The 25,521-nt window shown below is 31.6% G+C and carries 28 protein-coding genes; 15 read left to right on the forward strand and 13 right to left on the reverse strand.

Going from position 1 to position 25,521, the window contains the following annotated elements; all coding sequences use genetic code 11:
* The first annotated feature begins 4 nt into the window (after window positions 1-4).
* Window positions 5-238: a hypothetical protein gene (locus tag AC4FQX_RS10425; RefSeq protein ID WP_491167633.1), complete on the forward strand. Its 234-nt coding sequence runs from the start codon at window positions 5-7 to the stop codon at window positions 236-238.
* 41 nt (window positions 239-279) lie between these two features.
* On the forward strand, window positions 280-777 hold the full coding sequence (locus AC4FQX_RS10430) for a 5' nucleotidase, NT5C type (RefSeq protein ID WP_491167634.1): 498 nt from the start codon (window positions 280-282) through the stop codon (window positions 775-777).
* Between the two features lie 18 nt (window positions 778-795).
* Here the strand turns inward: AC4FQX_RS10430 and AC4FQX_RS10435 are convergent, their stop codons facing one another.
* Genes AC4FQX_RS10435 through rlmD form a run of 3 tightly spaced genes read right to left on the reverse strand, consistent with a single transcriptional unit; the run spans window position 796 to window position 3,479 of the window.
* The gene (locus AC4FQX_RS10435; protein WP_491167635.1) at window positions 796-1,554 is read right to left on the reverse strand and encodes a DUF6048 family protein; all 759 of its coding nucleotides are present in this window, start codon (window positions 1,552-1,554) and stop codon (window positions 796-798) included.
* A complete protein-coding gene (locus tag AC4FQX_RS10440) occupies window positions 1,526-2,038 on the reverse strand; it encodes a DUF6452 family protein (protein ID WP_491167636.1) in 513 nt (170 codons plus the stop codon). Before AC4FQX_RS10440 ends, AC4FQX_RS10435 begins: the two co-directional genes overlap by 29 nt.
* A 28-nt stretch (window positions 2,039-2,066) precedes the next feature.
* A complete protein-coding gene (gene rlmD, locus AC4FQX_RS10445; protein WP_491167637.1) occupies window positions 2,067-3,479 on the reverse strand; it encodes a 23S rRNA (uracil(1939)-C(5))-methyltransferase RlmD in 1,413 nt (470 codons plus the stop codon).
* A gap of 233 nt (window positions 3,480-3,712) precedes the next feature.
* Between rlmD and AC4FQX_RS10450 the strand changes: the two genes are divergently transcribed.
* From AC4FQX_RS10450 to rocD, 3 genes are all read left to right on the forward strand, one after another.
* Window positions 3,713-4,129, forward strand: a complete 417-nt coding sequence (locus AC4FQX_RS10450; RefSeq protein ID WP_491167638.1) for an OsmC family protein — start codon at window positions 3,713-3,715, stop codon at window positions 4,127-4,129.
* 134 nt (window positions 4,130-4,263) lie between these two features.
* Window positions 4,264-4,965, forward strand: a complete 702-nt coding sequence (locus tag AC4FQX_RS10455; protein ID WP_491167639.1) for a DUF1003 domain-containing protein — start codon at window positions 4,264-4,266, stop codon at window positions 4,963-4,965.
* 139 nt (window positions 4,966-5,104) lie between these two features.
* Window positions 5,105-6,349, forward strand: a complete 1,245-nt coding sequence (gene rocD / locus AC4FQX_RS10460; RefSeq protein WP_491167640.1) for an ornithine--oxo-acid transaminase — start codon at window positions 5,105-5,107, stop codon at window positions 6,347-6,349.
* 62 nt (window positions 6,350-6,411) lie between these two features.
* Here the strand turns inward: rocD and AC4FQX_RS10465 are convergent, their stop codons facing one another.
* Genes AC4FQX_RS10465 through AC4FQX_RS10475 form a run of 3 tightly spaced genes read right to left on the reverse strand, consistent with a single transcriptional unit; the run spans window position 6,412 to window position 7,396 of the window.
* On the reverse strand, window positions 6,412-6,753 hold the full coding sequence (locus AC4FQX_RS10465; protein ID WP_491167641.1) for a CCC motif membrane protein: 342 nt from the start codon (window positions 6,751-6,753) through the stop codon (window positions 6,412-6,414).
* A gap of 37 nt (window positions 6,754-6,790) precedes the next feature.
* Window positions 6,791-7,069 carry a DUF2752 domain-containing protein gene (locus AC4FQX_RS10470; protein ID WP_491167642.1) on the reverse strand — a complete coding sequence of 93 codons (279 nt, stop codon included), beginning with the start codon at window positions 7,067-7,069 and terminating at the stop codon, window positions 6,791-6,793.
* A 6-nt stretch (window positions 7,070-7,075) separates the two neighbouring features.
* Entirely contained in the window at window positions 7,076-7,396 is a 321-nt protein-coding gene (locus tag AC4FQX_RS10475; RefSeq protein WP_491167643.1) for a CCC motif membrane protein, read from the reverse strand.
* 192 nt (window positions 7,397-7,588) lie between these two features.
* On the opposite strand from AC4FQX_RS10475, the gene AC4FQX_RS10480 reads away from it, so the two are divergent.
* Entirely contained in the window at window positions 7,589-7,750 is a 162-nt protein-coding gene (locus AC4FQX_RS10480; protein WP_491167644.1) for a hypothetical protein, read from the forward strand.
* Window positions 7,743-8,291: a DUF8465 domain-containing protein gene (locus AC4FQX_RS10485; RefSeq protein WP_491167645.1), complete on the forward strand. Its 549-nt coding sequence runs from the start codon at window positions 7,743-7,745 to the stop codon at window positions 8,289-8,291. Before AC4FQX_RS10480 ends, AC4FQX_RS10485 begins: the two co-directional genes overlap by 8 nt.
* A gap of 129 nt (window positions 8,292-8,420) precedes the next feature.
* Here the strand turns inward: AC4FQX_RS10485 and AC4FQX_RS10490 are convergent, their stop codons facing one another.
* The gene (locus AC4FQX_RS10490; RefSeq protein WP_491167646.1) at window positions 8,421-9,350 is read right to left on the reverse strand and encodes a hypothetical protein; all 930 of its coding nucleotides are present in this window, start codon (window positions 9,348-9,350) and stop codon (window positions 8,421-8,423) included.
* Window positions 9,351-9,520: 170 nt separating this feature from the next.
* Here AC4FQX_RS10490 and AC4FQX_RS10495 point away from each other — a divergent pair, with 170 nt between their 5' ends.
* The 4 genes from AC4FQX_RS10495 to AC4FQX_RS10510 all read left to right on the forward strand — a co-directional run bounded on the left by AC4FQX_RS10495 (window position 9,521) and on the right by AC4FQX_RS10510 (window position 12,652).
* A complete protein-coding gene (locus tag AC4FQX_RS10495; RefSeq protein WP_491167647.1) occupies window positions 9,521-10,096 on the forward strand; it encodes a Crp/Fnr family transcriptional regulator in 576 nt (191 codons plus the stop codon).
* A 79-nt stretch (window positions 10,097-10,175) separates the two neighbouring features.
* On the forward strand, window positions 10,176-10,619 hold the full coding sequence (locus tag AC4FQX_RS10500; RefSeq protein ID WP_491167648.1) for a carboxymuconolactone decarboxylase family protein: 444 nt from the start codon (window positions 10,176-10,178) through the stop codon (window positions 10,617-10,619).
* 146 nt (window positions 10,620-10,765) lie between these two features.
* Window positions 10,766-11,893, forward strand: coding sequence for a cysteine desulfurase family protein (locus AC4FQX_RS10505; RefSeq protein ID WP_491167649.1), 1,128 nt, complete (start codon window positions 10,766-10,768; stop codon window positions 11,891-11,893).
* Between the two features lie 93 nt (window positions 11,894-11,986).
* Entirely contained in the window at window positions 11,987-12,652 is a 666-nt protein-coding gene (locus tag AC4FQX_RS10510) for an SMI1/KNR4 family protein (RefSeq protein WP_491167650.1), read from the forward strand.
* 47 nt (window positions 12,653-12,699) lie between these two features.
* On the opposite strand, the gene AC4FQX_RS10515 is transcribed toward AC4FQX_RS10510, so the two are convergent.
* From AC4FQX_RS10515 to truA, 5 genes are all read right to left on the reverse strand, one after another.
* Window positions 12,700-13,113: a DUF1348 family protein gene (locus tag AC4FQX_RS10515; protein WP_491167651.1), complete on the reverse strand. Its 414-nt coding sequence runs from the start codon at window positions 13,111-13,113 to the stop codon at window positions 12,700-12,702.
* Between the two features lie 5 nt (window positions 13,114-13,118).
* Entirely contained in the window at window positions 13,119-13,667 is a 549-nt protein-coding gene (locus tag AC4FQX_RS10520) for a TetR/AcrR family transcriptional regulator (RefSeq protein ID WP_491167652.1), read from the reverse strand.
* Between the two features lie 196 nt (window positions 13,668-13,863).
* Window positions 13,864-15,252 carry a dihydrolipoyl dehydrogenase gene (lpdA, locus tag AC4FQX_RS10525; protein ID WP_491167653.1) on the reverse strand — a complete coding sequence of 463 codons (1,389 nt, stop codon included), beginning with the start codon at window positions 15,250-15,252 and terminating at the stop codon, window positions 13,864-13,866.
* Between the two features lie 237 nt (window positions 15,253-15,489).
* A complete protein-coding gene (locus AC4FQX_RS10530) occupies window positions 15,490-17,247 on the reverse strand; it encodes an ABC transporter ATP-binding protein (protein ID WP_491167654.1) in 1,758 nt (585 codons plus the stop codon).
* Between the two features lie 8 nt (window positions 17,248-17,255).
* Complete coding sequence (gene truA, locus AC4FQX_RS10535) at window positions 17,256-18,014, reverse strand: tRNA pseudouridine(38-40) synthase TruA (RefSeq protein WP_491167663.1); 759 nt, start codon at window positions 18,012-18,014, stop codon at window positions 17,256-17,258.
* 399 nt (window positions 18,015-18,413) lie between these two features.
* Between truA and AC4FQX_RS10540 the strand changes: the two genes are divergently transcribed.
* Window positions 18,414-18,911 carry a metallophosphoesterase family protein gene (locus tag AC4FQX_RS10540; protein WP_491167655.1) on the forward strand — a complete coding sequence of 166 codons (498 nt, stop codon included), beginning with the start codon at window positions 18,414-18,416 and terminating at the stop codon, window positions 18,909-18,911.
* A 124-nt stretch (window positions 18,912-19,035) separates the two neighbouring features.
* Here the strand turns inward: AC4FQX_RS10540 and AC4FQX_RS10545 are convergent, their stop codons facing one another.
* On the reverse strand, window positions 19,036-19,446 hold the full coding sequence (locus AC4FQX_RS10545; protein WP_491167656.1) for a DUF4293 domain-containing protein: 411 nt from the start codon (window positions 19,444-19,446) through the stop codon (window positions 19,036-19,038).
* Between the two features lie 190 nt (window positions 19,447-19,636).
* On the opposite strand from AC4FQX_RS10545, the gene rho reads away from it, so the two are divergent.
* The 3 genes from rho to AC4FQX_RS10560 form a co-directional block, all read left to right on the forward strand.
* Window positions 19,637-21,394, forward strand: a complete 1,758-nt coding sequence (gene rho / locus AC4FQX_RS10550) for a transcription termination factor Rho (protein WP_491167657.1) — start codon at window positions 19,637-19,639, stop codon at window positions 21,392-21,394.
* A 553-nt stretch (window positions 21,395-21,947) separates the two neighbouring features.
* Complete coding sequence (locus AC4FQX_RS10555) at window positions 21,948-23,438, forward strand: hypothetical protein (RefSeq protein ID WP_491167658.1); 1,491 nt, start codon at window positions 21,948-21,950, stop codon at window positions 23,436-23,438.
* Between the two features lie 800 nt (window positions 23,439-24,238).
* Window positions 24,239-25,521: phage tail-like protein (locus AC4FQX_RS10560; protein WP_491167659.1), on the forward strand; the 1,283-nt coding region annotated here is incomplete at its 3' end.

The following is a 25,521-nucleotide window of genomic DNA, read 5'->3' on the forward strand; positions in this document are numbered from 1 at the left end:
AAATATGAGTGCTAAAACAAAATCGTTACTTTATAATTTTGCGTGTTTCGCTATATTATATACTGTTTTTTATTTTCTGACAGTTACTTTTACACAATTAACAGGTTTATGGATTCCGTTAACAGCAGCAGTTGTAGCTTCATTATTAGCTCCTAAATTTCAGGTAATGAAGGTACAGGATAAAGAAAGAATATTTGTAAAATGGATATTTATCAAAGGGATCAAAGAGATAAAATAATTATAAAATAAATTATCAGAGTGAAAAGGCTTATAGTTGATATGGATGGGGTACTTGTAGATATTTATACACAGTTTCTGAGTTATGAAGAAGCAGAACTTGGAGTAAGGCAGACTATAGAAGATGTTATAGGAAAAACAGAATCAGAAGCTTTTCAGAATGGAAAAAAATATGTTCTTACACCCGGTTTTTTCAGGAGCGCACCTGTAATACCAGATAGCTACAGAGTCTTAAAACATTTAAATAAAGTATATGACTTGTATATTGTATCCTCTGCGATGGAGTTTCCTCAGAGTCTTTCCGAAAAGTATGAATGGTTACAAGAGCATTTTCCTTTTATTACCTGGAAACAGATTGTACTTTGCGGATCAAAAAAATTAGTAAGTGGAGACATTATGATAGATGACCATTATAAGAATTTAGATTTTTTTAATGGAACCACCCTTTTATTTACACAGCCGCATAATCAGCTGGAAGATGAAAAATGGCATACAAGAGTTAATTCGTGGGCAGATATTCAGAGATTGTTACTTTCATAGAAAGAGTATGTTTTAATCTTATTGTTTTTTTTCAGCTTTCTTTTTATAAAGAGGAATAAAGTAAGAAACAGTATAATTTAAACCCACACCAAATTTGCCATCATAAGTACGATTAAATCCCGGAATATACAGATTATCAAAATTATCAGGTTTTTTATCCGTTATTAAATAATTCAATCTAGCACTGAAACCAATAAAAACATTATTGAAAACCTCTGCTTTAATTCCGGCGACCACCTCTGCCCAGTGTGCGCTTAATCCACCATAATTTTTATCAGCAAGAACAGTATTATCCTCAAAATAATTTGGAGGTAAATTAATTCCGGGAGGTAAAATATTACCCTCAGGAGCTGTATTATAGTAAATAGTATAACTGTTCAGATTCTGGCTAAAAGTACTGAAACCGTAGCGAAAACCAAGATAGATCATGTTTTCCATATCCAGCCAGTTCTCATAAGTATTAAAATCGATTCCTGCCTTAATATAAGTTCCTTTAGTTGTGAAATTTAAGCGATCATCATCCGTTGTTTTATTTTCAGTACCAATTTCTCCCGCAAAAAATATTTTTTTTGAAAGACGATAATCTGCTGTTATTTCAAAACCTTTAAAATCTTTATCATAAACTGTTCTAGCAAGATGCTGAAGATCAAGTCCTACACGAAGTCCATAGCGTTGCATTTTCGTTGGAATAACAGTATCCTGCTCCTGAGAAAAACCAGTCTGAAAAGTTAAAACGAATACTAAAAGACTAAAGGAATATTTTAATATGTGTTTCATTTTCATTAATTATATTAGTTTGTAGTACCTGTATATCCTGGATCCAGCTTGTATTATCATAAGGAGTATCTATTACACCATCTGAGCTGTTCAGAGTGAATAGTGTCTTATAACCACAGGCTCTGGAAACATAAATATTTTCAGTGGTATAATTAAATTCTAATTTATCAGTATCAGAATTCAGAATTTCCCCATTAGGATTTAAAAAGTTAAAAGTAAGCAGAAAAGAAGTCTTTTGAGCATTAGTTCTTAATGGCAGTTTTATCGCATCTTTTCCCTGAAACAACAAAGTATCAGTACGGTTCTCTTCTACAATTTCTAAACTGGCAATTGTCCTTTTAGCCGAAGGGTTAGTAACATCATAAAACTCAATGACTAACTGAGGAGTAGTAGGCGTTCCGCTACAGATGTCATCTTTCTCACAATTCCAAAGCAGTACAGCAGAGAAAAGTGCTATAGTTATATATATTGTTTTCTTGATCATTTAACCGATTTAAAAGGTATTAAAGTATTTATCTTTTTTCCAAAAGTACAACATTTTCCACATGATGCGTTTGCGGAAACATATCCACAGGACGTACTCTGGTTACTTTATAAAAATCATCCATTAAAGCCAAATCCCTTGCCTGAGTGGCAGAATTACAACTTACATAAACTATTTTTTCCGGAGCAATCTTTAAGATTTGTTCTATAACAGCTGCATGCATACCATCTCTCGGAGGATCAGTGATAATAACATCCGGTTTACCATGTTGCGCAATAAAAGCCTCATTAAAGACTATTTTCATGTCTCCAACAAAGAATTCCGTATTCGTGATAGCATTGCGTTTTGCATTTTCCTTCGCATCCGCAATAGCCTCAGGAACCGCTTCCACACCAATTACCTTTTTAGCCTGTTTTGAAACAAACTGAGCAATAGTTCCCGTTCCCGTATATAGATCATATACTAATTCATTTCCGGTCAGACCTGCAAAATCACGTGTAATCTTATATAATTCATAAGCCTGATCCGAATTAGTCTGATAGAAAGATTTAGCATTGATACTAAATTTTAAACCTTCCATTTCCTCTAATATATAATCACGCCCCTTATATAAAATAACCTTCTGATCATATATTGTATCATTTGCCTTATCATTAATAACATACTGTAACGATGTTATTTCAGGAAACCGATTTGAAATAAAGTCTAACAATAATTCTCTTTTTTCTTTATCATCCTGATAAAACTGGATTAATACCATTATTTCACCGGTCGAAGCCGTACGGATCATAAGTGTTCTTAATAATCCACCATGATTACGGGCATTAAAGAAAGGCATATCATTTGCCAGAGCAAAAGTCCTGATTTCATTTCTGATAGCATTTGAAGGATCTTCTTGTAAATGACATTTATTTATATTCAGGATTTTATCCCACATTTTCGGAATATGAAATCCCAAAGCATTTCTGTCAACAATAGAATCAGCAGCTTCTATTTCATTTTCTGTCAGCCAGCGACTGTCAGAAAAGGAGAACTCCATTTTATTTCTGTAGAAGAACTGTTTTTCCGAACCCAGAATAGGCTCAAAAGCAGGTAAATCAATTTTGCCAATTCGTTTCAGGTTATTTTCCACCTCATTATGTTTGTAGAATAACTGCTGGTTATAATTCATATTCTGCCATTTGCAGCCACCGCAAACACCAAAGTGTTCACATACAGGTGTCACACGATGTTCCGAATATTCATGAAAGCGAATTGCTTTCCCTTCATAATAAGCCTTACGTTTCTTAAAGGTCTGTATATCTACAACATCTCCCGGAACAACATTCTGCACAAAGATAACCTTACCATCCGGAGCCTTTGCAACCGAAACCCCTTTAGCACCTGCATCAAGTACTTTTATAGTATCAAAAATGATTTTGTCTGTATTTTTTCTTGCCATAGCGCAAAAATAAGGGTTTGTATAGATTTTTGAATTCTATTTTCAAAATATTTTCAGTAAGTGTGATTTTTATCTGTTTTTTATCATTTTAGTATTCGATTACAGATGTTTTATTTTTGTTAAAATTAATTGTTTGGTAATGTAAATGAGTTTTTATTGTTTATTTTTAATAAATAATTAACCAATTAATAAATATTGTATTAAAATTTAATTTAACATATAAAAACTGCTTTATGAAAAGACATGCAACAGCAATTTGGGAAGGTTCTCTAAAAGAAGGAAAAGGAAGTTTGACTACACAGAGTAACGTTTTAAACAGAACACCATATTCATTTAAAACTCGTTTTGAAGATGGTCATGGTACTAATCCGGAAGAATTGGTCGGAGCAGCACATGCAGGGTGTTTTACGATGCAGTTAACCGCTTATATCGGAGAAGCAGGGTATCAGGTAGATCATATCGAAACAAAATGTGATATTGATTTTAAAGAAGGAACTATCGTAGGATCCTATTTATCTGTTATTGCAAAAATAAAAGATATTTCACCCGATGAATTTCAGAAATTAGTAGCTAAAGCAGAGAAGAACTGCCCTATTTCAAGATTATTGAATACTAAGATTACTTCAGATGCAACCTTAGTACAGAGTTAATTCAGTGTAGCTAAAAACTCAAACAAAGTCAAAACCTCATTAATATCTAAATTACTGAGGTTTTTGCAATATATATACTTTAAACGTATAGAAAGAAAAAGAGTACTATATTTTATCAAAAAAATCTATTTTCAATGAAAGTCAAACCTACCTTTATTAGTGATATTTCTAAGAAAGAATTTTCAGAGCGGGAAAAAATTTCGGGAAGTATTATTGGAGAGCCCATATTATCAATGATCCTTAAAGATTATCCTGATTTTAACAATGAATGCTATATTGCTATTTCAGAGTTGAATATTTATAGAGAAAAGTACATTGCTGATTATTTGTCAAAAGAATTAGGAGAGTTGACTTCTCTGGAAGAAAAAGTGATGGATTCTCTGGGGTCAGATGAGTTATTGGTCAATAAAGTAGAAGAAGAACCTACTAATTATACTATTGGTCAGAGGGTGGCAGATAAAGTAGCTTCTTTTGGTGGAAGCTGGACTTTTATAATTTTCTTTGGATTTTTCATTTTGTGCTGGATTGGAATAAATGTATGTTTTTTAGTAGATAAAGGATTTGATCCTTACCCTTTTATTTTACTCAATCTTATCCTTTCCTGTTTAGCTGCATTACAAGCTCCGGTAATTATGATGAGCCAGAACAGACAGGAAGAAAAAGACAGAGATCGTTCAAAAAAAGATTATATGATTAATCTCAAATCAGAAGTAGAGATCAGAATGCTTCATGAAAAACTGGATCATCTGATTTTGCATCAGCAACAGCAACTTATAGAGATCCAAAAAGTACAGATTGAAATGATGAATGACATTCTAAGCAGGATAAAAAAATAACCTAATTTTTAAAGCAAAATTACTTTTCCGAAATAAGTTTTATAATTTTTGATTTAGATTTAGTAATTTGCAGATTCGTATTGGATGATTCCTCTCCATAAAGAAGGAATTTTAATTTTTGAATTAAATAATAAAAACCATGTTGTTAACTGAGAAAATTACCTCACCAGTTGCTATTGCTCTGGAGGATAAGTATGGAGCACACAATTATCATCCATTACCTGTTGTATTATCAAAAGGAAAAGGAGTTTATGTATGGGATGTAGAAGGTAAAAAATATTATGATTTCTTATCAGCCTATTCGGCTGTTAATCAAGGACACTGTCATCCTAAGATCGTTGGAGCTATGATCGATCAGGCGAGCATATTAACCTTAACATCAAGAGCTTTTTATAATGACAAATTAGGTCAATATGAAAAGATGGTAACAGAATTTTTTGGTTTTGATAAGGTGTTACCTATGAATACAGGTGCTGAAGCAGTTGAGACCGCTATTAAATTGTGTAGAAAATGGGCTTATGAGAAAAAAGGGGTTCCGGAACAAGAAGCACAGATTATAGTTTGTGAGAATAACTTTCATGGAAGAACCACTACAATTATTTCTTTTTCCAATGATGAGAGCGCACGTAAAAACTTTGGACCTTATACCTCAGGATTTATTAAGATTCCGTATGATGATATCAAAGCACTGGAAACCGCCTTATCCGGTAATAAAAACATAGCAGGATTTTTAGTTGAACCTATTCAGGGTGAAGCAGGCGTATATGTTCCGGCAGAAGGATATCTGGCAAAAGCAAAAGCTTTATGCGAAGCAAATAATGTATTATTTATTGCAGATGAAGTGCAGACAGGTATTGCAAGAACCGGAAAGTTACTGGCAGTTCAGCATGAAAACGTACAACCCGATATTCTGATCTTAGGAAAAGCATTATCAGGAGGAGCCTACCCTGTTTCAGCAGTTTTGGCAAATGATGGCATTATGAACGTGATTAAACCAGGACAACACGGATCTACCTTTGGAGGTAACCCTATTGCCGCTGCAGTTGCTATTGCCGCTTTGGAAGTAGTAAAAGAAGAGAAATTAGATGAGAATGCCGCTGTTTTAGGAGAATTATTCCGTGATAAATTAAATGATTATATAGAAACCAGTAATATTGTCTCCTTAGTGAGAGGTAAAGGGTTGCTAAATGCTATTGTAATTAACGATACAGAAGAAAGTGATACAGCCTGGAATATCTGTGTAGCTTTAAAAGAGAATGGTTTGTTAGCAAAACCAACTCATGGTAATATTATTCGTTTTGCACCACCCTTAGTAATTAATGAAGAACAGTTATTAGATTGTGTTTCGATTATTATTAAAACTTTAAAGGAGTTTGAAAAATAAGAATTTTTTAGTCATATAAAAAAGCCACTTTAAGTGGCTTTTTTATAAACTATTATATTTAATTATCTACCGCTTCCCTGATTATATCCCTGCATAAACCCTTCCGAAAAACTACCTGATGACATTGCATCCCATCCAATATAAGCAATCATAATGATCATATAAATTAAATAGATCACACCTAATACAATTCCTATTATTGCTAAGATCTTACCTGTTTTTAGGTTTTGGTAACCATTATATAATTCAGGATTTTCCTGATATAATTTCATGTCTTTATTGGCTAATATGATAGCAATAACGCCAAGAATTATACTGATTATCCCATAACAGCAGCAAGTAACGATAGATGCTATTCCTAAAATGATAACATTTGTACTATTAGGTAATTTTAGTTTTTCCATGATTTAAAAATTAATTATTTAGATGTATTTGATAAATTTAGTGTGTGATTATTTTATAAAAATAAGAAATGACCATTATTAAAGCATTTAATATTGCCAGATTAATAATAATCCTATGGTAGTTTCGTCCTCGATCTATAAAGTTAAGTAAAAGAAAACCAAAAAGAGGAATAAGAGTATAAATAGCAGGATACATATAAAAAGCCTCCAGAAATTCACCTTTAAAAAGTAATGCTGCAGCACGTTGCGTTCCGCAGCCTAAACATTCCACTCCAAAGAGTTTTTTATTCATACAAGGTAACATGAAGTCTTCCATATACTTCTATTTAAAAAGACCTAATGAAAGAGGATCGGAAGTAATGACGCTGAAACCTGTAGTTAGTACCATATAAATAGAATATACTAAATACGGAATACTTAATATAAGTCCAATTATGGCTAAAATTTTTCCGGTTTGTAAATTTGCATAGCCACTATAAGATTCAGAATTCTGTTTGTATAGTCTAGTGTCTTTATAGGCAAGAAATAAGGCTATAAGTCCTAAAACGCTACTGATTCCTCCCAGAAATAGACAAGGAGTAATAATAGAAAGAACTCCTAAAGTCAGAACGGTTATACTATTAGGTAATTTTTGTTTTTGCATGGTACAGAAGTATCAATTATTGATTTTTGAGATAACAATTGTTCTTAATGTGCAAACTGAGACAATTGTTATTTTTTGCAATCTTACGAAAAATATATAAACTTTATTAAAATAAAGTATCTTATTTTAAAGTTTCCTATTTTTGGAAAAGAATTTTACAAGATGAAAAATAAAAAAATACTGATTCCAGTTATGGTTTTCGCAGGAGCTATAGCTCTTTATGAACAAAGTAAAGATAATGCCAATATCTGGATAATGATAGTTGCTATTGTTGTCTTTATGTTTGGGATGATGCGGCTGAGTGCGGCAACACCAAGTAAAAAAGATCAGGATAATACAAATGATTATGTTTAATAAAGGAGATAAAGTAACAGTACTTGACGATGCTATTAATGGCATTGTTCTGATTGTCAAAGGAGATGAGGTAACCATAGAAACAGAAGATGGTTTTGAACTTGATTTTAAAGCAAAAGAACTTCTGAAAATAGGAGAAAGTGATTTGTTGAAAAATGTGAGTAATCATAGTATAAGCCAGATCGTTCAGGATAAAGAAATTCCAAAACCAAGAAGTTTTGTAAAAGAAAAGAAATCTAAAAAAGAAGATTTTGTTCTGGAAGTTGATCTGCATATTGAAAAATTAGTTCCCAATAAAAAAGGAATGTCTAACTATGATATTCTGACTATTCAGACAGAAACAGCTCAGAGACAAGTTGAATTTGCAATAAAAAACAGAATCCCGAGAATTGTTTTTATCCATGGAATAGGAGAAGGAGTACTGAAAGCAGAACTCGACTTTATGTTAGGACGTTATGATAATATCTCCTTTCAGGATGCAAATTATCAAAAATACGGAGTCGGAGCAACAGAAGTATATATCAAACAGAATGTAAAATAAATTAAGTTTATGTTTATATCAGGATTATACTAAGAAATAAAAAAGGTAACAAAAATAAGTTTTTGTTACCTTTTTTTAATTGATGTCATTTTTTAATGAATCGGTTATTTAGTATATATCAACTATCAACTAGTTTGTCGTTGTTTGCGTTCCGAACTCTAAAGTATACAGTGAAACTTCCGTATCAGGGAATATAATATTTTTTAGTGTGATTTTATGATTAAATCCCTGACCGTTACTAAAAGGAGTAGTTTCTATTACGATCATACCGGTTGTATTCATTTCCCCATTTTCCGCAATACTCTGAAAGGTTACTTTTATATCTGCCGGAGGTATAGCAGAACAGATAAAATTGCTAGTAATACTGGTATCATATTTACGATATATTAGTTTATTGATATTACTAACAAGAATTGTTTTTGTTCCTGCTGTACTAGGAAATTCAGTTACAGGAATATCCAGAAGTAAAGCCTCATTGATATTTATTTTAAAAAGTAGATTATTACTACAGGATTGTAATGTAGCATTTTCGAAATCAAAAGGTAGTTTATTAGCCATTGTCTCATAATTACCAAAGGTATAGGTAGAAAAAACCATCTCTTCAGTTCCTTTCCTAAAAACAAAATTTTTAAAAATAATAGTATGAGAATATTTTTCAGTTACAACAACTCCCGTAACTGGATCCGGTTTAGAAGGAATGGCTGTTGTTGTGATTTCTAGGGTTCCTCCCGCAGCATTCCATTCATCCGTAACGACAGGGTCTGCTGGTGGTATAACAGAACAAATTGAAGTTCCGGCTATAGCACCACTAAACAACCTGTAAATTACTTTATTTGCAGAATTGATTGTTACAGTTGTTGTACCTATTTTGTTTTTAAAACTTTCTTTTGGAATATCAATAATTAAAGCCTCTTTTCCATTAATTTTATAGATAAGGTTATTTGTAGTACATTCGTTTACAGTTGCGTTGTCAAAATTAAAAGAGGTGAACTGCATATCCCCATCATCACAACCATTAAATAACAACACTAATATTATTAATCCTAAAAATCGTTTCATCTTTAATAAATTTGAAGACAAAAATAAGATTTTTAATGATTCTAAAAACGTTGTCAGAGCAGAAATAGGCTATTTATAAAAAATGCTGTTATTTTTGCCTTACTTTTAAAGTTAGTTATTCATTTTCACAAAGAAAAGCCATAAATAGTTTTACATATAAAAAAACCGGAATGATGCACTCAAACATTATAGAACATATTAATCGTTATGTGACCTTAAATGAAGAAGAAATTACAATTTTAAGATCCCATTTGAGATGTCAACCCATTAAAAAGAAAGAACTTCTTTTAGAAGCAGGGCAGATATGTAAAGCAAATTATTTTGTTTCACAAGGTTGTATTCGTTCCTATTTTATTAATGAAAGAGGTAAGGAGCAAGTTCTTTCCTTTGGTATTGAAAACTGGTGGATAACAGATTATATCAGTTTAGAAAATCAGTTACCGTCTCATTTTTATATTCAGGCAATTGAAGATGGAATAGTAATAGCTATTGATAAAAATATAGAAGAAGAACTTTTTGAAAAAATACCCAAGTTAGAGAGGTATTTCAGATTAGTACTTCAGAAATCATATTCCGCTGCCCAGATGCGGGTTAAATATGCTTTTAGTCTTTCAAGAGAAGATGTCTTTCTTCATTTTAAAAACACATTTCCTGAGTTTGTTCAGCGTGTTCCCCAATATATGCTGGCTTCCTACCTAGGTTTTTCAGCCGAATTTATGAGTAAGATCAGAGCAAAAAAAGAATGATTCCGATTTCTTGAACTGGTTCAACTTTTTTTCAAAAGTTATTACTGAATTTTGTATTTCAATTTTAAATAACAAAAAGATGAAAGACAGAATCAATCTTAATAAAACAGAACCAATGGCTCATGCAGCAATGATTGGTCTTGAAAAATATTTGGGAACTACTAAATTAACAAATATTCAAAAAGAACTGATTAAGATCAGAGCCTCTCAAATTAATGGTTGTGCTTTTTGTCTGGACATGCATACTAAAGATGCCCGTAAATATGGAGAAACAGAACAACGTATTTACCTTTTGAATGCATGGAAAGAAACAACATTATTTACAGAAGAAGAAAAAGCAATTCTAGCTTTAACCGAAGAAGTTACTTTAATTACAAAAGGTGTGTCTGATGAAACCTATCAGAATGCAGCCAAATATTTTGATGAACAAACATTGGCTCAGATCCTTATGGTAATCGTTACGATTAACGGATGGAATAGAATTGCTATTACAACTCAGATGCAACCAGCAGAACAGTTGTAACAGACCCTCACATTATAATAATTCCCGGACAGATTTTTAAAATTTGTCCAGGGATTTATTGATTATTATGTTTCTCATTTTACTAAAAACATTTTTACAAATAACATTTTACATCTTACTTCCTTAAAATTAGTAACTTTGTAGAGATGAAAAGAGTATATTTAGATAACGCTTCCACAACAGCAATACGACCGGAAGTTCTTTTAGAAATGACCAAAGTTCTTCAGGAAGAATATGGTAATCCGTCCTCTACACACAGTTTTGGGAGAACAGCAAAAGTTTTAACAGAAACAGCCAGAAAGTCCATTGCAAAGCAAATTAATGCAACCGCACAGGAAATTATTTTCACTTCCGGTGGTACAGAAGCAGATAACTGGATTATCAGAAGCGCTATAAAAGATCTGGGAATAAAACGCATTATAACAAGTAAAATAGAACATCATGCCGTTTTGTATAGTGTTGAAGCAGTACAAAAAGAATATGCTGTTAAAGTTGATTATGTGAATATAAAACCGAATGGCGATATTGATTTGAACCATTTAGCAGAATTACTTTCTTCAAATGAACCTACTCTGGTAAGCTTAATGCATGTAAATAATGAAACAGGGAATATCCTGGATTTAGAAAGAGCAGGACGAATTTGTAAACAGAATAATGCGCTTTTTCATAGCGATACAGTACAGTCTGTTGGAAAGATTCCTATTGACGTACAACAGCTTCAAGTAGATTTTTTAGTAGCAAGTGCACATAAATTTCACGGTCCCAAAGGTGTTGGTTTCGCTTATATCAGAAAGAATAATCTGTTACAGCCCATGCTCTTTGGAGGGGAACAGGAAAGAGGTTTACGTGCCGGAACAGAATCTATTCATAATCTGGTAGGGATGGCTACAGCCTTAGAATATTCATGTAAAGAACTTGAAAAAGAAAGAGAACAAATAACAGCATTAAAAGCATATGCTGTTCAGCAACTGGAACACCATTTCCCAGGTGTTAAAATAAATGGTAATATAGAGCATTCATTTTATAATTTACTGAACGTTTTATTGCCTTTTTCAGAAGATAAAACCGCAATGATTCTGTTTCATTTAGATATGAAAGGGATCGCCGTTTCCAGAGGAAGCGCCTGTCAGTCCGGAAGTATACGACCTTCCCATGTTTTAAAAGAGATTCTGTCAGAAGGAGATATTAAAAAACCCTCTCTGCGTATTTCGTTGAGTCATTATAATACCAAAAGAGATATTGATACGCTTATAGAAGGACTAAAAACGGTTTAAAAAAGTAAAATGTTTTTTGTAAAAGGTGAAATGGTATTAGTGGCTCCGTTAACTAGCAGAGCTAACTTTAAACTTTAAACCAATTATGACCATATGTATAAAATAAAACGAATAGCAGAAGAACTATTAGGGCGTAAAGTTCAGCAAACAGACGGCATTTCTATATCAGAAATAGAAAAAGCAGAAATGTATTTAGGATTTGATCTTCCTGAAGTATTGCGTTATTTTTATTTACTAATCGGAAATCAACCTTTATTTATGTCCTCCTTTCAGCGAATATTAAAACCTAATGAAATCTATCGTGAAGGAGATAAAGTAGTTTTCGCAGAAGAAAATCAGAATGTTTGTTATTGGGGTATTCGATTACAGGATATTGCTAATCAAGAAGCTATTGTTTTTCAAGGTAATAATGATGGTTCCTTAGTATGGTATTCAGAAGAGATTACTTTAGACGTTTTTTTGAAATTATTATTATACTACCAGTGTGCACAGGGTGGCTACGGATATAGTGGCTATATAGTGAATGATTTTTTTATAGATAAAAAAGAACAGGATATTTTTTTTCAGGACTTAAACGAAAACTGGGAAAAAGTAGTAGATCATAATCATCTTATAATCTATTGCAAGGAAGGAAAATTGATATGGTATTTTACAAATGAAGAAGGAGAAATTGATATAGACTCTTCTGTTTTAGCTTCTGTAAGAACAGAAACGGAATTAAAAGAACTAATCAATATTTATGATTTTATGGAATTGTAATTATAGTAATTTATAATAATAAAAATCCGCTTTTATAGCGGATTTTATTATTTAAATTTACGTTCTTCCTCTTTAATAGGGAGATCATTGATACTAGCATAACGTTTCTGCATTAAACCATTGACATCAAATTCCCAATTTTCATTACCATAAGCCCTGAACCAGTTTCCATTCACAGTTTTGTATTCATATTCAAAACGAACAGCAATCCGGTTCTCTATATGTGCCCAGTATTCTTTTTTTAATTTATAATTAAGTTCCTTTTTCCATTTTTGAGATAAAAATGCAACTATATCATTACGACCGGTAAGGAATTCATCACGATTTCTCCATTCACTATCTTTTGTATAAGCCTTAGAGATTAATACAGGGTCCTGACTGTTCCAGGCATCCTCAGCTAATTGTACTTTTTGTATTGCAGTTTCCTGTGTAAAAGGTGGTAAGGGTAGTTTCTGTTCCATATTGCTTATTTTTTGATTAGAGAATATATTATTTTTTGAGACTGTTCAATAGGCCAGTTATCCTTAAACAGTTGACTTTCTATTATTGCACTTTCAAATAAGATATAAATATGATCCATTGTTAAATCATTTTCATTCTTTAAAATATCTCTAAAAAAGTTTCTAAGATCTTTTTTATGATTTTGGATCACAATTAAAATAATCTGATTATTATTGGGTATCTCAGAAAGTATATTCAGAAAACTGCAGCCTCTGAAATTTTCTTTTTCATTCATTTCTTTAAGAAAATCAAATGCCATAAGGATTTTCTTTTGAGGGCTTTTTTCTTTATCAGTAAATAACCTGAGCTGATTGAACCAGAAAGTATGTCTGGAATTGAGATATTTAACAGCTAATTCTTCTTTTGATTTAAAGTGTTGGTAAAGAGTTGCTTTAGCGACAGAAGCCTCTTCAATTATCTGATTGATTCCTGTTGCATTATATCCCTGCGTATGGAAAAGCCGTAAAGCAGTTTCTAAAATTCGTTGTTTTGGTTGTACTGAATTATGTTTCATTAAACAAATATATTCTTTTTTATTAATACAGACAAGTCTGTCTGTGTTTTTAATAATAAAAAATAGAAGAATAGCAGGTTTATACCAATGATTCGATTTAGGTTAGAAAATATGAGATATGAAAAAAGCCGTTTTATAAAATAAAACGGCTTTTTAGTCGAAGATAAATAATTAAATATAACTATTTATCTGTATTTTACAAGTGAATCACTTCATCATAAGCATCAGCAACCGCTTCCATAACCGCCTCACTCATAGTCGGGTGGGGGTGTATCGATTTTAAGATCTCATGCCCCGTTGTTTCCAATTTTCTAGCTACAACCGCTTCAGCAATCATATCTGTAACACCAGCACCAATCATATGACATCCTAACCATTCACCATATTTAGCATCAAAGATTACTTTAACAAAACCGTCTGGTGTACCTGCAGCTTTTGCTTTTCCCGAAGCAGAGAACGGAAATTTACCTACTTTTAATTCATATCCTTTTTCTTTAGCCTGTTTTTCAGTTAGACCAACAGAAGCAATTTCAGGAGTAGCATAAGTACAACCCGGAACATTTCCGTAATCTAACGGCTCAACATGTAATCCTGCAATTTTCTCAACACATAAGATTCCTTCAGCAGAAGCTACGTGTGCTAAAGCTTGACCTGGAACAACATCGCCAATAGCATAATAACCCGGTACATTGGTCTGATAGAAAGCATCTATCAGAATTTTATCTCTATCTGTAGTAATTCCTAATTCTTCTAAACCGATATTTTCAATATTAGATTTAATTCCAACAGCAGAAAGAAGGATATCCGCTTCAATAACTTCTTCTCCTTTAGCTGTCTTTACAGTAGCTTTAACTCCGCTTCCGGAAGTATCTACCTTTTCAACAGAAGAATTAGTCATGATTTTTATACCCGCTTTTTTCATAGAACGTTCCATTTGTTTAGAAATATCCTCATCTTCAACAGGTACTATATTCGGTAAAAATTCAACAATAGTAACCTCAGTTCCCATTGAATTATAGAAATGAGCAAACTCAACTCCGATTGCACCGGAGCCAACAACAATCATTTTCTTAGGTTGCTCCGATAACGTCATTGCCTGACGATATCCGATTACTTTTTTACCATCTTGAGGTAGACTAGGTAATTCACGAGAACGTGCTCCTGTTGCAATAATAATATGATCTGCACTGTATTCAGTCACTTTTCCGTCTTTAGCTGTAACATCAACTTTTTTTCCGGTTTTCAGTTTTCCCGTACCATCAATAACGTCAATTTTGTTTTTCTTCATTAAGAACTGAACCCCTTTGCTCATTCCTTCAGCAACACTACGGCTGCGGGCTACAACAGCATTAAAGTCTTTATCAAATTCTTTAACAGTTATACCATAATCTGATGCATGTTTTAGATAATCGAATACCTGAGCACTTTTTAGTAATGCTTTTGTTGGAATACATCCCCAGTTTAAGCAGATTCCTCCTAAGTTTTCCTTTTCAATAACTGCAACTTTAAAACCTAATTGTGAAGCTCTGATAGCAGTAACATAACCGCCGGGACCACTTCCCAAAACAATGATATCGTATTTCATAGTAATGTATTTACAAAATTTATTTTCAGAGTACGAAAATACGGAAATATTTAATTAATTAAAAGCAGGAAGTCTTTATTTACTTTATCTGATTATTGGATTGTTGGATAGTTCGATTATTGGATGAATCCAATGCTTAAATATGTTAATTTGAAATAACCTATAAAATGTTATTAATTTACACTAATCATATAGTTTAATGCAGAAAGACCTTTTCTAATTATCAAATAATCAATATTATTCCTTATCAGTTTCCATCATAAATTGGGACTGGTAAAGATTTTTGTAAAAACCATCCTCTTTTTGAACTAGTTCCTGATGTGTTCCCTGTTCTACAATAAGTCCTTTATCCATTACCACAATTTTATCCGCATTTATAATTGTAGCCAGACGATGTGCTATTACAATCGATGTACGTCCTTCCGTAATTAATTCAGTTGCGTTTTGGATCATTTCTTCAGAATAAGAATCAATAGATGAAGTTGCCTCATCTAATATTAATATACTCGGATTACTCACATAAGCACGTAAAAAAGCAATTAACTGACGCTGACCAGAAGACAGCATTGCTCCCCTTTCTTTTACATTATAATCATATCCATTCGGTAAGTTCATTATGAAGTCATGAATTCCGATTTCTTTTGCAGCAGCTATTACTTTTTCCTTTGTAATATCAGAATTGTTAAGCGTAATGTTATTCAGAATAGTATCTGCAAACAGGAAAACATCCTGTAAAACGACTGCAATCTGTTTACGTAAAGAGTCTAAAGTATAATGAGAAATATTTTCATCATCAATTGAGATCGTACCACTGTTTATTTCATAAAAACGATTCAACAAGTTGATAATGGTAGATTTTCCAGCTCCGGTCGACCCCACAATAGCTACCGTTTCTCCTGGTTTTACCTTTAGATTGATCCCTTTTATAACTTCTTCATTTTCGATATAACTAAAATGAACATCGTTAAATTCGATCATTCCTTTAAACAGAGGTGCTTCAATCGTTCCTTTATTCTGTATTTGATTATCAGTGTCTAAAATCTCAAAAACACGGTTAGCGGCTACCATTCCCATTTGTAGTTCGTTGAATTTATCCGCAATTTGGCGTAAAGGGTTAAACAGCATACTGATTAACATAGTATAGGCAAACAAATCTCCGAAAGAAGTGATGTTGTCACCATTCAGAATATTATTACCACCATACCATACAATAACACCAAGTGTTAAAGAAGAAACGATATCAGCAATAGGAAAGAAGATAGAGTTGTACCAGACCGTTTTCATCCAAGCCTTATTGTGCTTATCATTAATTACTTTAAATTTTTCATATTCAATATCTTCTCTGGAAAATAACTGAACGATTTTCATTCCCGTAACACGTTCTTGTACGAATGTATTTAGGTTAGCTATTTGTGCCCTTACTTCCTCAAAAGCAGATTTCATTTTGATTTGAAAAACACGTGTAGCAATTACCAGAATAGGCATCGCAAGAAGAACGATAAAAGTTAGTTTCCAGTTCATATAAAACATAAAGATCAGGATAACAACCATTTTAAGCAGGTCACTGATAATCATAAACAGCCCCTGGCTGAAAATACGAGCAATAGATTCTATATCAAATACAGATCGGGTTACTAACTGACCTACAGGAGCATTATCAAAATATTTCATTTTGAAATTAGTCATGTGGTTAAAAAGTTTGATTCTTAAATCCTTAATGATATCCTGTCCCAGCCAGTTTGCCCAATATACAAAGTAGAATTGAGAAAGTACTTCAAGTAACAAAACAGCCGCCATTAAAGTAATATACAGTAATAATCCGTATGAATCCTCTTTTTGAATATAACCATCAACAGTTTGTTTCAGTAAATAAGGTCTTAAAGCTGCAAATACAGAAAGAGAGACAGCCCAAATAATTACACCATTAAAACGGCGCTGATAAGGCTTAGCAAAAAGCATTATTTTTCTAAAAATACGGTTATCTATTAGTTTCATCCTAAAATTTATAACTTGTTATAGTGCTGATTATTAATATATGGATAAATAACATTCGTTAAATATAAACCATGTGCCGGAACTGAAAAACCGGCATTTCCCCGATTCCGACTTTCTATTATTGTTTTAAAATCAGTACTATTTATTTTATGTAAACCAATATTTATTAATGTTCCGACAATTGCTCTGACCATATTTCTTAAAAATCGGTCTGCAGAAATTGTAAAAACAAGTTTATGATTATCTTGTTTCCAGAAAGCTTCAAAAATAACACAGTTATAAGTATTTACGTCTGTATTTGATTTTGAAAAACATTTGAAATCAGTATAATCGAATAATAATTTTGAAACTTCATTCATCAGATCAATATCTAATTTTTGTTGAAAATACCAGCTGTTTTCATTTTCAAATACATCCTTATAAGAATGAATATGGTACTCATAAGAACGGCGTACAGCATCAAAACGGGCATGTGCCTCATCATGAACAGGAATAATAGAATAAATAGCGATATCTTTTGGTAAATAGGCATTCAGTTTATGAACCCAAAAAGCCGTATCCAGTTCTTTATCTATATCAAAGTGGGCATACATTTGTTTAGCATGTACCCCTGAATCCGTTCTTCCGGCTCCCATAATATCAATATTCTGTCCCAATAGTACAGATAGTGCTTTTGTAATGGTTTCCTGAACAGTTATCGCATTAGGCTGATATTGCCAGCCATGATATTGCGTTCCGTTATATGCAAATTCAATAAAATATCTCAAGAGATTGTTTTCCATTTATTGTATGCAAAGTTACAGCAAAATCGTAAGCCGTGAAACGTTATTTATAAAATGTGAGAAGTAAAAGGTAAAATGTTGTATTAACTAATCCATGAAAAGCATTTTAATTGGTGACGTGTGAAATTATTATATAAAAGAAAAAATTCAATAATTACTCCCAATACAGAACCAAAACTAACATCTAACGGAGTATATACTCTCGTTGCCACTCGGGAAACCGCTATAATCAAAGCCCATAAAAGGGATAAAGTATAGTTTATTTAGTTGTATATAGCTGGTGTTGAAACAGATAGGATATACTGTTGTTATAGCAAATAAAAGGTATTAAAACTTTGTAACTTTACATCTTTTATATTTTTGTAACCTTTTAACAGAAAACCATTGAAGAAGATTCTTTTACTTTCAGACACCCATAGTTATATTGATGATGCCATTTTAAAATATGTTAATCAGGCAGACGAAGTCTGGCACGCAGGTGATATAGGAGATCTGGCAGTAACAGATACTATAAAAAAATTAAAGCCGTTAAGAGCCGTTTTTGGTAATATAGATGATTATAAAGTAAGGCAGGAGTTTCCTCTGAATAACAGATTTATGTGTGAAAGAGTAGATGTCTTGATTACACATATAGGAGGATATCCGGGTAAATATAATCCTGAAATTCGTAAAGAGATCGAAAGCAATCCTCCTAAACTTTTTATTTGTGGACATTCACATATTTTAAAAGTAATGAATGATAAAAAATATAATTTATTACATATGAATCCCGGAGCAGCCGGGAAGCATGGTTTTCATCAGGTACGTACTATGTTAAGATTTGAAATTGATGGTATTCAGATTAATAATTTGGAAGTTATAGAAATGGAGAAAAGAATTTAATTTATTTAAATTCAGAATTTGAGATATATTTATTATTATATATCTGAGTTTGTGAAAAATTAATAATAAAAAAATCCGAATCATTATGATTCGGATTTTTCACGCACTAATAAACTAGAAAGGTTTATCTCAATCGATCAACAGATTTTACAAGATCTTCATCCTTTTTGATGGCTTTATTAGCCAGAGCTAAAAAAACGATAGAGACTATAGGAAGAAAAAGCCCAATACCCTTCTCAGAAACCGTAGCTTCTCCAGATAGATTTAGTGAACGATAAACAAATAATCCTAGTAAAATAAAGTTTAATATTATGTTCAATCTGCCAATAACAAATTGATTTTTTCTGTTTTTATAAAATAAAATTCCTAATAATGATAACGTTGTGCTTAAGCCAAACAAAACAACATAGACTATATTATTTATAAAATAATAATCTTTATTGTTCTGATCAGTCCACAAAGGAAAAATAAAAGGTAATATACCAGTCACTGTCAAAGCAACAATTAAGTATATAGTTTGTATTCTCTGTATCATTAGTAATTTATCTTTTGTTTGACAAAAATATAGCTTCTTTTTTAAAAATACTATTGATTCATAAAAATTAATTCGTATTATTGCATAACAATTCCGTAAGTACTTCATTCTACGGGCAATCTAGAAGCAATAAATGCACCACACTTAACGAACTGCATTACTGACCGAATAATTAATTCAAATTAAATAAATGTTTGATATTTCTGTATTAAAAGAAATGAAGCTGTCTGAGCTTCAAGAAATAGCTAAAAATGCTAAAATTAATAAGTTTAGAGGATTAAAGAAAGATGAATTAGTTTATCAGATTCTTGATCATCAGGCTGCGAACCCCGAGATTATAGCTCCTCTGGTTGCTGAAACGAATGCTAGTGACAGTAAATCAAAGAGAGTCCGGATTTTGCCGAAAAAAGATGTAACAACTGAAATTACTGAATCTGAGCCAATTGTCAAGCCAAAATCTTCCGAAGTTGAAAAGAAGATTTCAGTAGCAGAAGTTAAAGAAGAAACCGAGAAAAAAGTGGATGTAAAACCACAGGAAGAAAAACCTTTTGTAGCAAAGAATACTGAGAAGAAGGTAATTAAATTTAGTAAGGATAATAATAATGTTGTTCGTGTTGCTTCTAACAACAATCCAGCGGAAGTCTCAGAGATCAAACCACAAAGTCAAAATACAACAGATGCTGTAACGGACACTAAAACAGTTGTTAAACCTAATAATAATCCAAATCAGAAACCTAATCTAAACCAAAAAATCAACCCGAATCAAAAAACCAATCCGAACCAAAATCAACACTCAAAAAATAAAAATAATTTTAGAGACTCCGATTTTGAATTTGATGGTATTATTGAAAGTGAAGGAGTGTTAGAAATGATGCCTGATGGATACGGTTTTTTACGTTCCTCAGATTATAATTATTTAGCATCACCGGATGATATTTATTTATCAAATTCACAAATAAGGTTATTTGGATTAAAAACAGGTGATACAGTAAAAGGAGTTGTAAGACCACCAAAAGAAGGAGAGAAATATTTTCCGTTAGTAAGAGTGTTAAAAATCAATGGGCATGATCCTCAGGTTGTAAGAGACAGAGTTTCTTTTGAACATTTAACTCCTGTATTTCCTACAGAAAAATTTAATATAGGAGGTAGGCACAGTACTATTTCTACACGTATCATTGATTTGTTTTCCCCAATAGGTAAAGGACAGAGAGGTATGTTGGTTGCACAACCTAAGACGGGTAAAACAATGCTTTTGAAGGATATTGCAAATGCTATTGCAGCAAATCATCCTGAAGTATATCTTATTGTTCTACTTATTGATGAAAGACCCGAAGAGGTTACAGATATGCAGAGAAGTGTCAGAGGAGAAGTTATTGCTTCTACTTTTGACAGAGAACCGCAAGAACATGTTAAAATTGCAAATATAGTTCTGGAAAAAGCGAAGAGATTAGTAGAGTGTGGTCATGATGTTGTGATTTTGTTAGATTCTATTACTCGTTTAGCAAGAGCTTATAATACGGTACAGCCGGCGTCAGGAAAAGTTTTGAGTGGTGGTGTTGATGCAAATGCATTACAAAAACCAAAACGTTTCTTTGGAGCGGCCAGAAATGTAGAAAATGGAGGGTCATTAAGTATTATTGCTACAGCATTAACAGATACCGGTTCTAAAATGGATGAAGTTATCTTTGAAGAATTTAAAGGAACTGGAAATATGGAGTTACAGTTAGATAGAAAAATTGCGAATAAACGAATTTTCCCTGCTATTGATCTTACTTCATCAAGTACTAGGAGAGATGATTTATTACTGGATGAAAAAACAATTCAGCGTATGTGGATTATGCGTAAATATTTAGCAGATATGAATCCTGTTGAAGCAATGGACTTCATTAATGAGAGATTTAAGAAAACAAGAAATAATGAAGAATTTTTGATTTCGATGAATGATTGATTCTAGAATCGAAATATAAAAAAAGCCTGCAATTTTTGCAGGCTTTTTTTATAATAGAGAAGATATGATTTAAAATAAAATTCGTTTTTAATTAATTGATTATCATGTTTTAAAGTTATATGAGTAGTGAAATTAATTATTGAGTAGAGAAGATATGGGTTTATAATAAAATATAAATTTATATTTTAGTTTGATTGAAACAGAATAGAAAAACAATGTTTTTTACTTTGTTTTAAAGAATTAGTGATTATTTAAAATGCTTTATTTTTAATTTAAAATATAAATCTAATTATTTTTTTCTAAATCTAATTTAGTTTTTAAAACTTAGATTAAGTATTTTTGTCTAAATTTGTATTTTATATAGAAATCTAAAACAGATAAAGATTTATATAAACAGCATTTATAATAAACTGTTATTCAGTGTATTAAATTTCTATTATTCTTTAACGTGTATTTGTGAGTAGAAACTAAAGTAGTTATCTTTGTAAGATAAAGGCTTAAAAAATATCTTTTGGTGCGAAATATGTTATTGGATTATAATTATCAATCCTCAATGAAAAATTATATTTTTGTTATTTTTTTATGTTTTCTCTTTTTAGGAAATAAAACATTTGCGCAGCGTTACAATAAAAATCAAATAGATTGTTTGTTGTCAATTATAGATAACTATGGAGACAGTATTCCTAATCATGCTGTTTTTTTAAGCTTGGAGGCTTCAAAATATTCAAAAAAAATAAATTATATTGAGGGTTCCATTCGCGGGTATATTTCAGCAAGTAAAGGTTCTTATGAGTTAGGAAAGTATAAAGAAGCTTTAAATTATGCAGTACAGGCTGAGAAACTTGCGGAAAGAGTTGAGTATGATAAATATACAGTAGAAGCGATACGTTTAAAGGCTATAAGTTATACCGCTTTGGGTTTTTATGATAAAGGAAGGAATGAACTGAATAAAGGACTTGTTGTTGCGGAAAATTTTTTTAATGATAATGCAAGGCATAAAAGTCTTGGCCTTATTTATTCAGATATAGCCGTTAATCTCAAAAGAAATCATAAATCTGTAGACTCTATAATTTCTTTTTTTAGAAAAGGATATTATGAGTTTGATAAGATGGATGATAATTTGCCTGATAAAAAATCAAATTTATCTTTAGCTACAATTAATTTAGGAGCAAGTTTTATTGCTTTAAAACAAAAAGATTCAGCAGAGTATTATCTCAATAAATCAATAACTTTAACCGAAGAGAATTATTTTAACTCTCAGGAAATAAATGCATTAATGGATTTAGGAAACTTGTTTTATGATAATAAAGAATATAATAAATCAGTCTTTTATTTTAATGATGCAGTTGTCAAGGCAAGAAAAATAAATAAGCCCTATATTTTAAAGGAATTATATAGAGATTTATCAAAATCTTTTGATGCTAATGGTAGTGATATTAAAGCTAAAGAGTATTTGATTAAATATGTTTTATTAAATGATAGTTTAGTTAAATTAGAAAAAGAAATTGCTAAAAAATCCTCAATACAAGTAAAAGAGCAGCTGGATACAAAAGGGAATAATTTTGCTAATTACCTTCTGCTCCTTTTTATTGTTTTATTGATCATGGCAATTATTGTTGGTCTTTTCTTTTTTATAAAATATAAGAAAGAAGAGATGAGAAGAAAAATCAAAGGAATATTGCTAAGAGAAAAGCAGGAACAATTGAGAAATGCGGTAAATAATAAGAAAGAAATAAAAACACCTGTTGTATCTGTATCTTTAGAAGAAGTAATACAGTTAGCAGTGAATAATGAACCCTCTTTTTTTATTAAATTTCAGGAGTTATACCCGGATTTTTGTGATGAAATCGTACGTTTAGGTCCTTCTCTTGGAGCAAATGATTTAAAATTTTGCGCTATGTTAAAGCTTGATTTTACTACAAAAGAGATAGCTCAATATCTTAATATATCTGTTAGGGCTGTTGAAGGGAAAAAATACAGAATACGTAAGAAACTTGACATACCTTCGGAAGAAGATCTTAATATATGGATGATGAATATTTAAATAATATTTCATAGTGTGTGTAATTATATTTATTTAGTGTTACTTTAGTTTAAATGTCTTAGTTTATTAAAAGGTTTTTGTTTTGAAAGGGTATTCTTTCAAAACAAAAACCTTTATTTATTTCTTGTTTGAGCTAATAAAGTAATATGTTGCTTTATAGAAGAAAGGAGGATATGGGGTTGGAATTTGTAAAAGTGTTGTGTTTTGATAAAGAAATTTGAAATAAAGATAGTTAATAGACGAGGAGTGTTTTGTATTATGTTGATTTGTAATATTTTGTATTTCTTTATAATCTTAATTCTGCTTTGTTGGAGTCAAATATAAAAAAATGTGACCCTAGATTCTTTTTTGTAGATTACAAATGTATTTAAAAAGACATAAATCTAACTGTATTTTAATCAAATACTACTGATAATGAGGTGCTTAATATGTCTTTTTGATTGAAATAATAAACTTGAGTATATTCAGGTAGACTTGAGTAGTCTGTTTTTAAAATAAACTTATTTACATGTGTATCTTTGCACCGTTGGTTTTATGCTAAGTTTTTTAGGGATGAAAAATATCAGATCACAAGAATGATATTTTTCTCCCATTATTTGTTTCGGAAAGTTTTAAATTAAGAACAAATTAGTTAAGGAGTAGTTTGTTTTGTTTAAAAATGACAGATTGAGAAAATATAGCAAAATATTTAAAGAATATAAAACTATAGGAGTTTTTAAAATTCAACATTTACGGTTTAATCCCAAATACGTTTTTGGTTATCCAAAAATATTTAATTAATTATTATTATTTTAAGACTTATGAAAAATAGATTACTACCCTTGTTTCTAGTGTTAGGAAGTTACGGTGCTTACTCACAGGTAGGTATCGGCACTATCACTCCAGACAAATCAGCGCAGTTAGAGGTTACTGTGGATCCAAGCAACCCAGTGAAAAAAGGTGTGCTTATACCAAGGGTTGAGTTAGAAAGTATTAATAATGGTGTCAGTCCAATAAACGATCCGGCATCAAGCCTTCTTGTTTTTAATACAAATACGGTTGCTAATGAGCTTTCTCCTGGGTACTACTATTGGTTTAATAACAAGTGGAATAGACTTGTTATTAAAGGGGAAGAAGGATTGGTTGATTTTAAGGAAAAATTGACCAGCATTAAACCAGCTACTGATGGATCAGGTAATTATGTTTATTTTGATGAGAATGAGAAATATACTACTGTAAATATTAGAGAAAGTATACTTACTAATCTTACTAATAGTACAGAAATCAATGATAAGATAATAAAACTTATTCAGGCATCCGAGACCGTTACGCATATTGAAAACGGCGGACGCGACGGTATGTATAAGTATTTCAATGAGAATAAAGGAGCTTTACCGTTTATCATTGATGTAATTGCAGATGTCGTTAACAACATTAAGAATAGTACAGAGATCGCTAACGAGATTGTTAATAATTCCGATATCATTAACCAGATCGCAAATAGTTCAGAGATCATTAATCAGATTACAAACCTCGTTCAGGCATCCGAGACCGTTACCCATATTGAAAACGGCGGACGCGACGGTATGTATAAGTATTTCAATGAGAATAAAGGAGCTTTACCGTTTATCATTGATGTAATAGCCGATGTAGTCAACAATATTAATAACAGCACTGAAATAGGGAATGCTATTGTTAATAATTCAGACATCATCAACAAAATAGTTAATAGTTCAGAGGTAATTAATCAGATTACAAATCTTGTTCAGGCATCTGAAACCGTTACCCGTATTGAAAACGGCGGACGCGACGGTATGTATAAGTATTTCAATGAGAACAAAGGAGCTTTACCATTTATCATTGATGTAATTGCAGATGTCGTTAACAACATTAAGAATAGTACAGAGATCGCTAACGAGATTGTTAATAATTCCGATATCATTAACCAGATCGCAAATAGTTCAGAGATCATTAATCAGATTACAAACCTTGTTCAGGCATCTGAGACCGTTACCCATATTGAAAACGGCGGACGCGACGGTATGTATAAGTATTTCAATGAGAACAAAGGAGCTTTACCGTTTATCATTGATGTAATTGCAGA

It is taken from the genome of Flavobacterium sp. AK-301 (genome assembly GCF_058310215.1).

What these genes read in the sequence shown, in the direction of transcription:
- AC4FQX_RS10470 (WP_491167642.1), bottom strand. Translation starts at nt 7,069, where the DNA reads ATGGAAGACTTCATGTTACCTTGTATGAATAAAAAACTCTTTGGAGTG.
- rho (WP_491167657.1), top strand. Translation starts at nt 19,637, where the DNA reads ATGTTTGATATTTCTGTATTAAAAGAAATGAAGCTGTCTGAGCTTCAA.
- AC4FQX_RS10475 (WP_491167643.1), bottom strand. Translation starts at nt 7,396, where the DNA reads ATGCAAAAACAAAAATTACCTAATAGTATAACCGTTCTGACTTTAGGA.
- AC4FQX_RS10555 (WP_491167658.1), top strand. Translation starts at nt 21,948, where the DNA reads ATGAAAAATTATATTTTTGTTATTTTTTTATGTTTTCTCTTTTTAGGA.
- AC4FQX_RS10530 (WP_491167654.1), bottom strand. Translation starts at nt 17,247, where the DNA reads ATGAAACTAATAGATAACCGTATTTTTAGAAAAATAATGCTTTTTGCT.
- lpdA (WP_491167653.1), bottom strand. Translation starts at nt 15,252, where the DNA reads ATGAAATACGATATCATTGTTTTGGGAAGTGGTCCCGGCGGTTATGTT.
- AC4FQX_RS10440 (WP_491167636.1), bottom strand. Translation starts at nt 2,038, where the DNA reads ATGATCAAGAAAACAATATATATAACTATAGCACTTTTCTCTGCTGTA.
- AC4FQX_RS10455 (WP_491167639.1), top strand. Translation starts at nt 4,264, where the DNA reads ATGAAAGTCAAACCTACCTTTATTAGTGATATTTCTAAGAAAGAATTT.
- AC4FQX_RS10485 (WP_491167645.1), top strand. Translation starts at nt 7,743, where the DNA reads ATGTTTAATAAAGGAGATAAAGTAACAGTACTTGACGATGCTATTAAT.
- AC4FQX_RS10500 (WP_491167648.1), top strand. Translation starts at nt 10,176, where the DNA reads ATGAAAGACAGAATCAATCTTAATAAAACAGAACCAATGGCTCATGCA.
- AC4FQX_RS10545 (WP_491167656.1), bottom strand. Translation starts at nt 19,446, where the DNA reads ATGATACAGAGAATACAAACTATATACTTAATTGTTGCTTTGACAGTG.
- AC4FQX_RS10465 (WP_491167641.1), bottom strand. Translation starts at nt 6,753, where the DNA reads ATGGAAAAACTAAAATTACCTAATAGTACAAATGTTATCATTTTAGGA.
- rlmD (WP_491167637.1), bottom strand. Translation starts at nt 3,479, where the DNA reads ATGGCAAGAAAAAATACAGACAAAATCATTTTTGATACTATAAAAGTA.
- AC4FQX_RS10515 (WP_491167651.1), bottom strand. Translation starts at nt 13,113, where the DNA reads ATGGAACAGAAACTACCCTTACCACCTTTTACACAGGAAACTGCAATA.
- AC4FQX_RS10510 (WP_491167650.1), top strand. Translation starts at nt 11,987, where the DNA reads ATGTATAAAATAAAACGAATAGCAGAAGAACTATTAGGGCGTAAAGTT.
- AC4FQX_RS10430 (WP_491167634.1), top strand. Translation starts at nt 280, where the DNA reads ATGGATGGGGTACTTGTAGATATTTATACACAGTTTCTGAGTTATGAA.
- AC4FQX_RS10450 (WP_491167638.1), top strand. Translation starts at nt 3,713, where the DNA reads ATGAAAAGACATGCAACAGCAATTTGGGAAGGTTCTCTAAAAGAAGGA.
- AC4FQX_RS10490 (WP_491167646.1), bottom strand. Translation starts at nt 9,350, where the DNA reads ATGAAACGATTTTTAGGATTAATAATATTAGTGTTGTTATTTAATGGT.
- AC4FQX_RS10520 (WP_491167652.1), bottom strand. Translation starts at nt 13,667, where the DNA reads ATGAAACATAATTCAGTACAACCAAAACAACGAATTTTAGAAACTGCT.
- AC4FQX_RS10505 (WP_491167649.1), top strand. Translation starts at nt 10,766, where the DNA reads ATGAAAAGAGTATATTTAGATAACGCTTCCACAACAGCAATACGACCG.
- AC4FQX_RS10495 (WP_491167647.1), top strand. Translation starts at nt 9,521, where the DNA reads ATGATGCACTCAAACATTATAGAACATATTAATCGTTATGTGACCTTA.
- AC4FQX_RS10425 (WP_491167633.1), top strand. Translation starts at nt 5, where the DNA reads ATGAGTGCTAAAACAAAATCGTTACTTTATAATTTTGCGTGTTTCGCT.
- AC4FQX_RS10435 (WP_491167635.1), bottom strand. Translation starts at nt 1,554, where the DNA reads ATGAAACACATATTAAAATATTCCTTTAGTCTTTTAGTATTCGTTTTA.
- AC4FQX_RS10480 (WP_491167644.1), top strand. Translation starts at nt 7,589, where the DNA reads ATGGTTTTCGCAGGAGCTATAGCTCTTTATGAACAAAGTAAAGATAAT.
- rocD (WP_491167640.1), top strand. Translation starts at nt 5,105, where the DNA reads ATGTTGTTAACTGAGAAAATTACCTCACCAGTTGCTATTGCTCTGGAG.